This is a genomic window from Acinetobacter sp. IK23 (assembly GCF_035615275.1).
Classification (GTDB): domain Bacteria; phylum Pseudomonadota; class Gammaproteobacteria; order Pseudomonadales; family Moraxellaceae; genus Acinetobacter; species Acinetobacter seifertii.
The window spans coordinates 19,749-33,002 of the sequence record NZ_JANBNX010000022.1 but is presented as its reverse complement, the minus strand read 5'-3'; the positions used below and the strand labels follow the sequence as shown (position 1 = coordinate 33,002).

The 13,254-nt window shown below is 42.6% G+C and carries 11 protein-coding genes; 2 read left to right on the top strand and 9 right to left on the bottom strand.

All coding sequences use genetic code 11. The features are described from left to right. Positions 1-7 precede the first annotated feature (7 nt). The 3 genes from MSG95_RS14105 to MSG95_RS14095 all read right to left on the bottom strand — a co-directional run bounded on the left by MSG95_RS14105 (position 8) and on the right by MSG95_RS14095 (position 4,158). Entirely contained in the window at positions 8-1,657 is a 1,650-nt protein-coding gene (locus MSG95_RS14105; protein ID WP_077165070.1) for an AMP-binding protein, read from the bottom strand. Between the two features lie 81 nt (positions 1,658-1,738). Then, positions 1,739-2,629: a 3-hydroxyisobutyrate dehydrogenase gene (mmsB, locus tag MSG95_RS14100; protein WP_049065474.1), complete on the bottom strand. Its 891-nt coding sequence runs from the start codon at positions 2,627-2,629 to the stop codon at positions 1,739-1,741. An 11-nt stretch (positions 2,630-2,640) separates the two neighbouring features. Beyond that, positions 2,641-4,158, bottom strand: a complete 1,518-nt coding sequence (locus MSG95_RS14095) for a CoA-acylating methylmalonate-semialdehyde dehydrogenase (protein WP_077165071.1) — start codon at positions 4,156-4,158, stop codon at positions 2,641-2,643. A 165-nt stretch (positions 4,159-4,323) separates the two neighbouring features. Between MSG95_RS14095 and MSG95_RS14090 the strand changes: the two genes are divergently transcribed. Further along, positions 4,324-5,205 (top strand): LysR family transcriptional regulator, encoded by an 882-nt coding sequence (locus MSG95_RS14090; protein ID WP_077165072.1) that lies wholly within the window; start codon positions 4,324-4,326, stop codon positions 5,203-5,205. Between the two features lie 62 nt (positions 5,206-5,267). On the opposite strand, the gene MSG95_RS14085 is transcribed toward MSG95_RS14090, so the two are convergent. The 5 genes from MSG95_RS14085 to MSG95_RS14065 form a co-directional block, all read right to left on the bottom strand. Further along, complete coding sequence (locus MSG95_RS14085; RefSeq protein ID WP_081400358.1) at positions 5,268-6,692, bottom strand: amino acid permease; 1,425 nt, start codon at positions 6,690-6,692, stop codon at positions 5,268-5,270. A 377-nt stretch (positions 6,693-7,069) separates the two neighbouring features. Next, positions 7,070-8,509 (bottom strand): amino acid permease, encoded by a 1,440-nt coding sequence (locus MSG95_RS14080; protein WP_077164377.1) that lies wholly within the window; start codon positions 8,507-8,509, stop codon positions 7,070-7,072. A 162-nt stretch (positions 8,510-8,671) separates the two neighbouring features. After that, positions 8,672-9,031, bottom strand: a complete 360-nt coding sequence (locus tag MSG95_RS14075; protein WP_049064657.1) for a RidA family protein — start codon at positions 9,029-9,031, stop codon at positions 8,672-8,674. A 10-nt stretch (positions 9,032-9,041) separates the two neighbouring features. Continuing rightward, positions 9,042-10,145, bottom strand: a complete 1,104-nt coding sequence (alr, locus tag MSG95_RS14070; protein WP_077165073.1) for an alanine racemase — start codon at positions 10,143-10,145, stop codon at positions 9,042-9,044. Between the two features lie 21 nt (positions 10,146-10,166). Next, complete coding sequence (locus tag MSG95_RS14065) at positions 10,167-11,432, bottom strand: D-amino acid dehydrogenase (protein ID WP_049064659.1); 1,266 nt, start codon at positions 11,430-11,432, stop codon at positions 10,167-10,169. Between the two features lie 136 nt (positions 11,433-11,568). On the opposite strand from MSG95_RS14065, the gene MSG95_RS14060 reads away from it, so the two are divergent. Next, positions 11,569-12,036: an Lrp/AsnC ligand binding domain-containing protein gene (locus MSG95_RS14060; RefSeq protein ID WP_001247568.1), complete on the top strand. Its 468-nt coding sequence runs from the start codon at positions 11,569-11,571 to the stop codon at positions 12,034-12,036. 42 nt (positions 12,037-12,078) lie between these two features. Here the strand turns inward: MSG95_RS14060 and MSG95_RS14055 are convergent, their stop codons facing one another. Beyond that, complete coding sequence (locus tag MSG95_RS14055) at positions 12,079-13,224, bottom strand: DUF1624 domain-containing protein (protein WP_077165074.1); 1,146 nt, start codon at positions 13,222-13,224, stop codon at positions 12,079-12,081. Positions 13,225-13,254 lie beyond the last annotated feature (30 nt).

The following is a 13,254-nucleotide window of genomic DNA, read 5'->3' as shown; positions in this document are numbered from 1 at the left end:
ATTTCCTTTACCCTGCTTTAGCTTGTTGTTTAGCAATTTCTTGATTACGCAATAAAAAGCGCTGAATTTTGCCACTTGGAGTTTTAGGTAATTCACTCACAAATTCAACTAAACGTGGGTAAGCATGAGCAGAAAGTCGTCTTTTAACAAACTGACTAAGTTCTTCAGCAAGTGTTTCTGATGGTTGAGTAGTCGCGGATAAAATCACGAATGCCTTAACCACTTCGGTACGGTCTGGGTCAGGCACACCAATCACTGCTGCTTCAATGACAGCATCATGTTCAAGCAGAGCACTTTCTACATCGAATGGTCCAATCCGATAACCCGATGTGGTGATTACATCATCACTGCGTCCTACAAAGCTCATACTGCCATCGGCATGTAACTCGGCAGTGTCGCCCGTTAAGTAGTAATGACCAACAAAAGGCGATTTACGGCTTTCTTTATAGCCACCAAACCACATCATTGGAGACTGGCTAATATCTACTGCCAAAATTCCTGGTGTGTCTGGCGGAAGTTCTTCACCTTGTTCATTGACAATCGCAACACGATAGCCCGGACTTGGGAAACCTGCTGAACCAGCATGAATTTCATGTTTTAAACCATGATGATTACACACCACCATACCGACTTCAGTTTGCCCATAGTGGTCATAAATTGGAGCATCAAGGACTTGTTTAAACCAGCGAATGACTTCAGGATTCAGCGGCTCACCGGCACTGCTTACTACACGGAACTGACCTTTTAACGGCGCCATTTGAGCTGGATCTGCTGCCATCATCATACGGTAAGCCGTTGGAGCACCTGCCAAGTTGTTAACTTTATAGTCTTTCACAATTTGGCATAGGCTATCTGTGCTAAAACCGCCTTCATAGAACAAAGTAGCATGGCCCAAGAATAACGGCCCCGTAATCGCATAGTACAGACCATACGCCCAACCCGGATCGGCAATATTCCAGAATGAATCTTCTTCTGTTAAACCAATGGCATCTTGCATATATCGCCCAAAGGCAATCAGTGCTTTTAAGGGCACTTCCAATGGTTTTGCAGGTCCTGTAGTGCCTGAAGTAAACATGAGCAGGAAAGGATCTTGGATGCTACGCATCACCAGATCACATTGATCAGACTGCTGTTTCACTTCATTCCAAAAGTTAAAATCACCTGCTTTAAGCGGAGTACCTTGTGCATCGGCCACCGTCACAATTGCAGGACAATTTTCAATTTCATCAAGCTTGCTACGGTTACCCATATCGGTCACCACTAGCTTACTTTGTGCAAGCTGAATGCGGTGTTCAATCGCTTTTGGGCCAAATGCTGTGAATAGAGGTTGATAGACTGCACCAATTCGCCAAGCTGCCAAAATGGTTACAATCAATTCAGGTGTTCTTGGCAATAAGCCGGAAATACGGTCACCCGTTTTCACACCTTGTGCTTTTAAAAAGTTGGCAAATTGACTCGACCATTCTTTTAGCTCACGGAAGGTATATTGTTCTTTACGGCCATCTTTTCCTTGCCAGTACAGCGCGATTTTGTCGCCATCTGCATGTCGATCACAGCATTCATAACAAGCGTTCAGTGCATCGAGTGAACCTGACAACATCTGTTTAGCAGTGCTTTCCAAATCGAAAGCCTGTACAGCATTTTGATAATCCATCATATCTTTTCCCTCAGTCCGGATTTGTTGTTATTCACGACAGGGTTTGATTTATTGGTTTAAAGCCATCCTTTGGCTTTACCGTTATGCCTCTTGTGGCAGGTATTGCTGAATAATGCTCGAAAAATCGAGATTGGCATTACCACGCATACACATTTGCTGATAGAGCTGTTGCACCATGCCACCTAATACCACTGGCTGTTTGACTTGGCCCGCGGCCTCTACAGCAAGTCCTAAATCTTTTAGCATCAACTGAGTCGCAAAGCCGTCTTGATAGCCGCGAGATGCTGGCGCATTTTCATTAATATGCGGCCATGGGTTACATACATCCGAACTCCAGCAACGACCGCTTGAGGTGTTAATGACGCCTGCCAATGCTTGTGGGTCGATGCCTAACTTCACACCAAGCGCCATACCTTCAGCCACCGCGGCCATTGAAATACCTAAAATCAGGTTGTTGCAAATTTTGGCAATTTGGCCTGCACCGACATCACCACAATGAACAATATTTTTGCCCATGTGGCTGAGCACTGGTTTTACTTCGTTAAAGGTTTGATCATCGGCACCTACCATAAAGGTTAAAGTTCCAGCTTGAGCACCAATGGTTCCACCAGAGACTGGTGCATCACAGATTTTAATATTTTTGCTATGCGCAACAGCCGAAATATCTTTGATGGTTTGCGGGTCAATGGTACTGCTATCAATGCATAAGCTGCCTGCTTTTAGCACCTCCAATACACCATTTTCACCCAAGTAAACGTCTTTAACATGCTTTGCTGCAGGCAACATGGTAATGACTACATCAGCTTGTTTCGCTGCTGCCTGAGGGCTGTCGCAGACTATGCCACCTGCCTCGGCGAAGTGCTGAATAGCAACTTCACTGAGGTCATAACCATACACTTTGATTCCGGCTTTTAGTAGGTTATGGGCCATTTTGCCGCCCATATTTCCTAGACCGATAAAGGCGATATTCATCCGTGATCCCCTTAACGTAAACTAATGGTTGTGTTTACACCGCCAACTTCATGGCTATCTTCAAACCAACGGCTAGTAATGGTTTTGGTCTGGGTATAGAACTGGACAGCCTGTTTGCCGTATGGCCCCAAATCGCCGAGTTTAGAACCTCTTGAACCTGTAAAACTAAAGAACGGCACAGGTACAGGAATTGGAATGTTGATACCGACTTGACCAATATCAATTAAGTTTTGGAAAGTACGTGCAATGGCACCGCTTTGTGTGAATAGACCTACACCGTTTCCAAATGGATTAGTATTGATAAGAGCAATCGCTTCATCGAGTGTATCTACACAAATAATCGAAAGTACTGGACCAAAGATTTCTTCTTTATAAATACGCATGTCGGTATTTACGCCACTAAAAATCGTCGCACCGACAAAGTTACCCGACTCATAGCCTTGTACTTGCACATTACGACCATCAAGCAGAAGTTCTGCACCTTGCTCAACACCGCTATTAATTAAATCAAGCACACGCGCTTTAGCACGTTTTGAAATGACTGGGCCAATGTCAGTATTTGGCTCATGGCCTGCGTTTACTTTTAAGGTTTTCGCTTTTTCAACTAACTCTTGAATCCATTGTTTGCTGTCGCCAACCATGACTGCAACAGACAATGCCATACAGCGTTGCCCAGCAGCACCAAAAGCTGCACCCACCAACGCATTTAAGGTTTGCTCTTTATTGGCATCTGGCATGACAACCACATGGTTTTTTGCCCCCATCATTGATTGCACGCGTTTGCCATGTTGCCCTGCAAGATTATAAACATGTGTGCCAACCGCAGTTGAACCCACAAATGAAATCGCTTTAATGTCTTTATGGGTACACAAGCGGTCAACCACTTCTTTGCCACCATGCACAACGTTGAGTACGCCTGCTGGAATACCTGCTTGAATCGCAAGTTCAACCAGCATCATGGTTGATAACGGGTCTTGTTCTGATGGTTTTAAAACAAAGGTGTTGCCGCACACAATTGCCATTGGGAACATCCAAAGTGGAATCATGGCAGGGAAATTAAACGGCGTAATACCAGCACAGACACCCAAAGGTTGCTGCAAAGTATATGTGTCTACGCCACGTGCTACACCTTCGACATATTCGCCCATTTGTAAAGTGCCGATCGAACAGGCATGTTCAACCACTTCTAAACCACGCTGAATATCACCTTCAGCATCGGCCAAAGTTTTGCCTTGTTCAGCAGTCAATACCTGTGCAATTTCCTTCATGTTGGCACGAATTAAGTCTTGTAACTTAAGCATAATGCGCATACGTGCCTGAATTGGGGTTTGACGCCAAGAAGCAAAAGCATCTTGTGCGGCTTGAATAGCAGCATCAACTTCTTGAACTGTAGCAAATGGTACGCGACCAATCACTTCCTGAGTGGCAGGGTTAACAATGTCTTGCCATTCCTGTGTTTTAGATTCGATAAACTGTCCGTTAATAAGTAATTTAGCGGTTTCCAATTCGATTTTTTGGATTGTGTTCATAACCTCTCCGTAGGCCATATTTTTATTGTGTTCAGTTATTAGAAAATACTGATCTATGTATTTTCTTTATTCAGGTTTCATTTGAGACTAACAAAGAAAGCTTTGACCACCAACGCAAATTCATGCACGATTGTTGTGCAAATATGCACAGGGACAATAACAAAAATGAAAGTGGATTGGGATCATCTACAGTTTTTTCTGGTTTTGGCTCGCACTAAAACCTTAACCAATGCTGCACGTATTATTGGTGTCGAGCATAGTACGGTGGCTAGACGAATTCAGGCTCTAGAACTTGCTTTGGGTACGACGTTGTTTAAACGTGAAGCAACAGGCTATGAGCTGACACTCGAAGGCATGGCACTTGTTCCTCGAGTTGAGCAAATGGAACAAGCTTTCTTACAAATTGAAAAACCACATCAACCTTTGCAAGGTCGTGTGCGAATTGGCACACCTGAAGGTTTTGGCACTGCGTTTTTAGCACGTTTACTGGCTGAGTTCTCCATTCAATACCCACTGCTCACCATCGACCTGATTCCAGTGCCCAAAATGATTAAGCTCTCACACCGTGAAGCAGACATTGTCGTGTCGATTGAGCGCCCAACCTCGGGCCCTTATATCATTACCCGCTTGTCAGACTACTGTTTAAAAATTTATGGCAGCCAAAACTATCTAGCGCAAAACCCACCGATTCGCGGTTTAGAAGATTTAACTCAGCATCGCTTTGTAAATTATATTGATGATCTGGTGTATAGCCCTGAGCTGTACTGTTTAGAACGGCTCCCATTAAAGCTGAATGCTAACTTTCGCAGTAGCAGCATTTTGGCCCAGCAAATTGCGGTCAGTGCGGGTGCAGGGCTTGCGATTTTGCCGAAGTTTTTAGCAAACGATAAACCTGAACTCGAAGAGCTATTAGAGCAACAAGTTCGTTTTACCCATACCTTCTGGATGCTGACCTTCGTTGATTTACAGCATGAACCGCGCATTAAACTGGTCTGGGATTATTTACGTAAACAAGCAGATAAATATCAACACTTACTGGTTGATTAGACATCTCAATAAAAAAGCCAATCAATCATGATTGGCTTTTTGGGTAAATCGAGAAAGGATAATTAAAAAACTTCTCGGCCTAGTTTTTTCATACGCGGTTTATAGAATGCATAATAGGTAATGCCCAAAACCACCAACCATACTGGGCTAACATAGAGTGCTTTTAATGTATCTGGCTCTAGTGCCAAAATCACTAAAGTGAACAAGAAAAATGCAATAACCACATACGCCATTAACACGCCACCCGGCATTTTAAAGGTTGATGCAGCGTGAAGCTCAGGACTCAACTTACGGTAACGTAAATAGCATGCCATGATCAGAAGCCATACACTAATGAATAGAATCACACAGAGTGAACTTGCCAAAGTAAATGCTTCCATCGTGTTTGGAACAAAGTACTGAAGCACTGCCCCACCCATAATGAAAATACATGAGAAGATTAAACCATTTGAAGGTACGGCACGTTTTGATAAACGTCCCAATGCACTTGGCGCCTGACCATCTTTCGATAAACCGAACAGCATACGACTGGTTGAAAACACACCGCTGTTCATTGAAGACATCACTGAAGACAGCACCACCAAGTTCATGATGATGGCTGAAACAGGAATACCCGCATTTAAGAACAACTCAACAAATGGGCTTTTATCTGCACGAATGTGATCCCAAGGTGTTACTGACATCACCACAAAGAGTGCCAACACATAGAATAGAATAATACGTACAGGAATCGCGTTAATTGCCTTCGGTAGATTTTTCTCTGGATCTTTGGTTTCAGCAGCTGTTGTACCAATCAGCTCAACACCAATAAAGGCAAATACGGCAATCTGGAAACCTGCCAAAAATCCGCTTACGCCTTTTGGAAATATGCCGCCATGCGACCACACATTACTTACACTCACAACCTCACCATGCGGAGCTTGAAAATGAGTAAGGAGCATATAACCACCGACTCCAATCAGGCCAATAATGGCCAAGATCTTAATGAGTGCGAACCAAAATTCAACTTCACCAAACAACTTCACCGTAAGAAGGTTAAGCCCTAAAATGAATAGTACACAGCCTGTACTAATCATGGCCTGTTGCATGGGTGAGAAACTGGCGCCTTCAGGCAGCCAGAAACTTAAATAGTTAATGACTGCAGACAAGTCAGCAATACCGACCAGTACCCAGCCTAACCAATAAGTCCAGCCTATATAATAGCCAGCCCATGGTCCAATCAAATCATATGCCATATCGACAAATGATTTGTAATGTAAATTGGCAAGCAGTAGTTCGCCCAATGCGCGCATCAGAAAAAAGAACATACCACCAATTATCATGTAGATAACGAGGATTGAAGGACCTGCGAGGGAGATGGTTTTGCCCGAGCCCATAAATAGGCCGGTTCCAATTGCACCGCCAATTGCAATCATTTGTAAGTGGCGATTATTTAATTTCCGTTGTAAATGATCAGGGGAGCTTGCCTCATCGGGATGATGAACCATTGTCATATTAGAAGTCCTTTTTATATTTTGCTTAACTTAAAATCAGCAACCTATAGGGAGAAAAACGAACCGTATATCGTGGGTTGCTGAGTCTATACCTCAGGACAAGATGTTCAAGTATATTTTTTCCTTAATTGATAAATCGTTTGTCCTGTTTTTTTAAGTCACATTATTTATGTACTGCCTTCACGGCAATTTTAATTAATCGATCTGGGTACTCCAGATTAGCCGAAGTTTAGCATGTGATAATGCTATATGTACTTTGCCAACACCCTCCAAATTGCACTTATGAGTTAAAAATAAACAATATTATTCCGATAAAAAATCCAAGAAAAATAAAAAAAGCCAATCATGATTGATTGGCTTTTTAATAAAATTTAATGATCGTTGACGAATTCACGTCCTAGCTTTTTCATACGTGGTTTGTACAACATATGATAGGTAACACCTAAAATGACTAGCCATACTGGACTGACATACAAAGCTTTTAAAGTATCTGGCTCTAGCGCCAAGATAACCAAAGTAAAAAGCATGAATGCCAAAACCACATAACTCATCCAAACGCCACCCGGCATTTTGAAAGTCGATTTTTCATGTAATTCTGGACGTAATTTACGATAGCGTAAATAGCACACCATAATGAGACTCCAGACACTAATGAATAGAATCACACACAGTGAACTTGCCAAAGTAAATGCTTCCATGGTGTTTGGAACAAAGTACTGAAGCACTGCCCCGCCCATAATAAAAATACATGAGAAGATTAAACCATTTGAAGGTACGGCACGTTTTGATAAACGCCCAAATGCACCCGGTGCCTGACCGTCTTTTGATAGACCAAAAAGCATACGGCTAGTTGAAAACACACCGCTGTTCATTGAAGACATTACCGAAGACAGTACCACCAAGTTCATGATGATGGCTGAAACAGGAATACCCGCATTTAAGAACAACTCAACAAACGGGCTTTTATCTGCACGAATGTGATCCCACGGGGTTACTGACATCACAATGAATAGTGCCAACACATAGAACAGAATAATACGTACCGGAATCGCATTAATCGCTTTCGGTAAGTTTTTCTGTGGATCTTTCGTTTCGGCAGCCGTTGTACCTACCAGTTCCACCCCGACAAAAGCAAATACAGCAATCTGGAATCCTGCCAAGAAGCCTTCTGTACCTTTCGGGAATAAACCGCCGTGTGACCAAACATTACTAATGCTTGCAACAGCGCCTTGTGGAGCTTGGAAATGGCTGAAAATCATGTAGCCACCCACTCCGATCAGACCAATAATCGCCAAGATCTTAATCAGTGCAAACCAGAATTCAATTTCACCAAATAGACGTACTGTTAGGAGGTTAAGGCCCATGACAAACAATACACAGCCTGCACTAATCATGGCTTGTTGTGTTGGAGAGAAGCTTGCTCCATCGGGCAACCAGAAGCTCAAATAGTTAATGACCGCTGAAAGGTCCGCAATACCGACCAGCACCCAACCTAACCAATAAGTCCAGCCCAAATAGTAACCGGCCCAAGGACCAATCAGGTCATGAGCCATATCAACAAAAGATTTGTAATGCAGATTTGCAAGGAGTAACTCACCCATTGCACGCATTAAGAAAAAGAACATTCCTCCAATAATCATATAGATCAAAAGGATTGAAGGACCTGCGAGGGAGATTGTTTTACCTGAGCCCATAAATAGGCCGGTTCCAATTGCACCGCCAATAGCAATCAGTTGTAAATGACGGTTAGACAGTTTTCGTTGCAGATGATCAGGAGAATTTTCTGCATCTGAATGACGAGCCGTTGTCATATTAAAATTCCTTTTTGAATTCCTTTGTTAAGATCAGCAACCTATGGCGAAAATTGAACCGTATGCCATAGGTCACTGAATCTGTTCACCAAAAAATGACTGGATAAACCGTATCTATCTTCCTTCTGTTAGATACATCATCATTTTTGGAGTAAAAACGAATTACTTTTGTGCTGCCGTCACGGCAATTTCAATTAACCAATTTGGATTGACCAAATCGGCCTGAATTGTGGCACGCGATGGAGCAACACACCCTTTTAACCAGTCAACCCAAATTGCATTTACGGTTGAAAAGTCAGAAAGATTTTTTAAATAGAGCTGCGCAGAAAGCAAACGAGATTTATCGGTATCAGCAAGTGCCAAAAGTTCATCAATCGTTGCAAGAATTTCACGAGTTTGGCCTGCCACGTCTTGCTCGGTATTTTTAGGTACCTGACCTGACAAATAAACCACTTTGTTAAAAACAGTCACGGCGCTCATGACTTCGTTAGTGTTAATCTTTTGTATATCTGAATTAGACATTCGGATTTCCTTATACCTGATTAATAAATTGAACACGGGCAGTAACAGCACACATCAGTTCATAACCCACCGTACCGGATGAAACTGCGACATCATCTATAGGTAAAACAACGCCTGTACTTGATTGGCCCCAGAGCACCACTTCACTGCCGACTTTGGCACTCTCAATGCCGGTTAAATCGACTGCCAACATATCCATGCTGACACGGCCAATTGTACGAGTGCGCACAGAGTCCACTAAAACAGGCGTACCTGTTGGTGAAATACGTTGATAACCATCGGCATAGCCGCAAGCGACGATCCCAATCGTCATGGGTTGCTCTGCCACAAAGTTTGAGCCATAACCGACGCTTTCATTCGGTTCTAAATGCTGAACGGAAATAATTTCACTGCGTAAGCTCATGGTCGGTTGTAAGCCCCAATCCGCAATACTATGGGTCGGGTAATCTGGTGAGCTGCCATAAAGCATGATGCCGCTACGGGCATAATCTGATTTGAGCTGATCTTGATAGCGCAAAATTGCTGCACTATTGCTTACCGACCTTTCACCCGGTAAATCTTTAATAATTTCTTCAAATGCAGTAATTTGATAATCAATGCCCTGCTGGCCGAAACGATCGCCATCTGCATCTGAAAAATGCATCATGTGCGTAATCTTGGACACATTTGCCAAGTTATTTAAACGTTCCCAAGCTTGAACATAGTGTTGTGGTTTAAAACCAAGACGGTTCATACCACTGTTCATTTTTAGGCAAACATCAAATTGAGCTGGATAAGGATGCTTTTCTACCCACTCGATTTGCGCTTCACTATGAATGGTGAAACTGAGTTGATACTGCACACAATCGAATAAGTCTTGAGGAGAAAAAATCCCTTCGAGCAATAAAATTGGACCTGTCCAACCTAGAGCACGAATTCGTTTTGCTTCATCAAGATCAAGTAAGGCAAAGCCATCTGCTGCTTTAAATGCTTCATAAACACGTTCAATGCCGTGTCCATAAGCATTGGCTTTTACAACGGCAAAGACCTTACTGTTTGGCATGGCCTTACGTACCACCGCCAAGTTATTTTGTAAGGCTTGACGGTGGATCACTGCGGTAATAGGACGAGGCATGATTTACTTTCCTAACGTCCGTTATGCAGCATGTGCGTGTGAATAACGCTGAATTGAAAGGCCATCGGTACTGATATCAGTCTTATGATTCAATACGATGTCACTGATTAATTTTCCTGAACCACATGCCATGGTCCAACCTAAAGTACCGTGACCTGTATTCAAGAACAGATTTTTAAAGCGAGTCGCACCAATAATTGGAGTACTGTCTGGTGTCATTGGACGTAGACCCGTCCAGAAAGACGCCTGTGCCATATCACCGCCCGGGAACAAGTCCTGAGTCACCATTTGCAAGGTTGCACGGCGGTCTTCGTTTAGACCTAAATTGAAACCGCTTAACTCTGCCATTCCACCTACGCGAATACGTTGGTCAAAACGAGTAATCGCAATTTTGTAGGTTTCATCAAGCACTGTAGATTGCGGAGCAAAAGCAGGGTCAACAATAGGAATCGTCAACGAATAACCTTTGACAGGATATACAGGTAACTGTAGATCAAGTGGTTTCAAGAAATCACGTGAATAACTACCAAACGCGAGTACATAACGATCTGCGGTTAAGACCTTACCATTGACCTGAACACCCTTAATTTGATCGCCTTCAACAATCAACTTTTCTACGTTTTGGTTAAACTGGAAGTTAACACCCAACTCTTTAGCAATTTGAGCTAAAGCATTGGTAAATAAATAACAGTCACCTGTCTCGTCATTTGGTAAATGTAAACCACCAACGAGTTTATCTTGTGCATTTGCCAACGCTGGCTCTACACGACCAAGTTCGTTGCCATTTAATAATTCGTAGCTTACGCCGCACTCTTGTAGCACGCTAATATCGCGTTGAACCGCTTCCATTTGTGCTTCTTTACGGAATAACTGCAACGTGCCTTTTGCACGGTTTTCGTAGTTAATGCCCGTATCTTTTCTAAGTTCACGTAAGCAGTCACGGCTGTATTCAGCCACACGCATCATACGTTCTTTGTTTACAGCATAGCTTTGTGGATTACAGTTTTTTAGCATTTGCGCCATCCACTGTAACTGCCACATGCTGCCATCTAAATTAATCGCAAGCGGTGCATGGTGTTGGAACATCCATTTCACAGCTTTAAAAGGAATTCCTGGTGCTGCCCAAGGAGTCGAATACCCAGGCGAAATTTGACCTGCATTACCAAAACTTGTTTCTTCAGCAGGACCTGACTGGCGATCAAGAACAGTGACCTCAGCTCCTTGTTGAGCTAGATAATAGGCACTTGCCACTCCAATAACGCCGCTACCTAAAACAATTACGCGCATTTCCACTCCCTCACGCACACCAGTTTATTTCACTAGTATATTTCTGCTTCAATAGTTTATTTCACTGTTTTTCAGGCTATAATCTAGGTAAATTTATGTTTTTCTCACGAGAATTTTAAAAAAAGAGGAAATATCTATGCGCCCCCTAGATCGTATAGATCGCATGATTCTGGACATTCTGCAGCGTGAAGGACGAATTGCGATTAGTGAATTGGCATCGAGAGTCAACCTATCGACCACCCCCTGTTCAGAGCGTGTAAAGCGTCTCGAACGCGATGGCATTATCATGGGTTATTACGCCCGTTTAAACCCAGCTTACGTAGACCGCAACCTTCTCGTCTTTTTAGAAATTAAGTTATCTGCCAAATCAGGCGATGTATTTGATCAGGTGGCTAGAGACCTCGTTGAGATTCCTGAAGTACTCGAATGTCACCTCATTTCAGGTGAGTTTGACTATCTTGTAAAAGCGCGCTTAAAAGAAATGAGTGCCTACCGCCGCTTATTAGGAGATCTTTTAAAGAAACTCCCCGCTTCAGCATCGTCACATAGTTATGTAGTCATGGAAGAAGTTAAAGAAACTCTATATCTAGATGTGAGTAAGTAAAGCGAGGCCACTATTGAACTCGCTTTACCCACATTTTGAACATTAGAAATATTTTAAAATCGAAATATGTTTATTTTGATGTTTGAACTTCGAGAACCATTTAACAGCAGGATAAAGCGCAAAAGACAGCACAATTGTGATTAACCACAGCATCCACACATGGCTGACCGACAAATAACTTCCATAGTTAGCTCCCCATATACTGAGTGCAAACACATACATCAGTTTCAGCACATATAAATGCAATAAGTAAAAGAACATAGGCACCGAGCCAAACACGACCAAGGGTTTTAAAAATGAATATTGCTGCATACGTTCAAAAGCAACGAGCACAATCAAACCGATCCCAACATTTAGCAAAATAAATAACAAAGAAGGTGGATATTTGGTGACATTAAAAAAGCTCATAAGGCTCAGTTGTAATGACTCAAAATGCTGCCACGGTTGGTCACCATAGACGTTGATAAAACGCAATAAAACAAATAGTCCGATACTTGCTAAACCAAAGCTGAGTAAAGCGCGACCTCTTTGCTTTGCTATATATTTTGAACTAAAGAACTGACCTAGCGCATAGCCCAATAAAATTACCCCTATCCAAGGTAAAACCGGGTAACTTGTACGTAGCTTAATACCCGCAAACTCAAGCCAACCACGTTCATGTAAGACAAACCATATATTCTGTAGGATGCCTTGTGGGAAGTGCACAGAATCGAGTAAGTTGTGTCCAAAAATAATGACTAACGCTACACCAGCAAGCACTGGCAAAGGCAAACTTACACAGCAAGCCAGCACCACCATACTAATACCGATCGCCCAAATCACCTGTAAGTAAATGACTTCAGGTGGAAAAGTCGCTGTCCATGCAAAATTCACAAGGGTAAGCTCTAACACAATTAAAAATAAGCCGCGTTTTAATAGAAAGGCACGCGTTTGTTGTAAGTCCTGTTTTTTGGACTGAAATAAAAATGCAGAAATACCGGTTAAAAGTACAAAAACCGGAGCGCAAATATGTGCCAATAATCGACTGCCAAATAATGCTGGTTCTGTTACTGTTACGTCCATTGGATCGGTAACTTGTTTATGTAAATAGAATGTTTCTCTTACATGGTCGAGCAACATAATCAGGATGACCAAACCACGCAATGCATCAATCGACTGTAAACGTTCAATATTTTTTTCTATAGGCATAGCAGTAATCAACAAAATAATGTAACGTTA

What these genes read in the sequence shown, in the direction of transcription:
- MSG95_RS14105 (WP_077165070.1), bottom strand. Translation starts at nt 1,657, where the DNA reads ATGATGGATTATCAAAATGCTGTACAGGCTTTCGATTTGGAAAGCACT.
- mmsB (WP_049065474.1), bottom strand. Translation starts at nt 2,629, where the DNA reads ATGAATATCGCCTTTATCGGTCTAGGAAATATGGGCGGCAAAATGGCC.
- MSG95_RS14095 (WP_077165071.1), bottom strand. Translation starts at nt 4,158, where the DNA reads ATGAACACAATCCAAAAAATCGAATTGGAAACCGCTAAATTACTTATT.
- MSG95_RS14090 (WP_077165072.1), top strand. Translation starts at nt 4,324, where the DNA reads ATGAAAGTGGATTGGGATCATCTACAGTTTTTTCTGGTTTTGGCTCGC.
- MSG95_RS14085 (WP_081400358.1), bottom strand. Translation starts at nt 6,692, where the DNA reads ATGGTTCATCATCCCGATGAGGCAAGCTCCCCTGATCATTTACAACGG.
- MSG95_RS14080 (WP_077164377.1), bottom strand. Translation starts at nt 8,509, where the DNA reads ATGACAACGGCTCGTCATTCAGATGCAGAAAATTCTCCTGATCATCTG.
- MSG95_RS14075 (WP_049064657.1), bottom strand. Translation starts at nt 9,031, where the DNA reads ATGTCTAATTCAGATATACAAAAGATTAACACTAACGAAGTCATGAGC.
- alr (WP_077165073.1), bottom strand. Translation starts at nt 10,145, where the DNA reads ATGCCTCGTCCTATTACCGCAGTGATCCACCGTCAAGCCTTACAAAAT.
- MSG95_RS14065 (WP_049064659.1), bottom strand. Translation starts at nt 11,432, where the DNA reads ATGCGCGTAATTGTTTTAGGTAGCGGCGTTATTGGAGTGGCAAGTGCC.
- MSG95_RS14060 (WP_001247568.1), top strand. Translation starts at nt 11,569, where the DNA reads ATGCGCCCCCTAGATCGTATAGATCGCATGATTCTGGACATTCTGCAG.
- MSG95_RS14055 (WP_077165074.1), bottom strand. Translation starts at nt 13,224, where the DNA reads ATGCCTATAGAAAAAAATATTGAACGTTTACAGTCGATTGATGCATTG.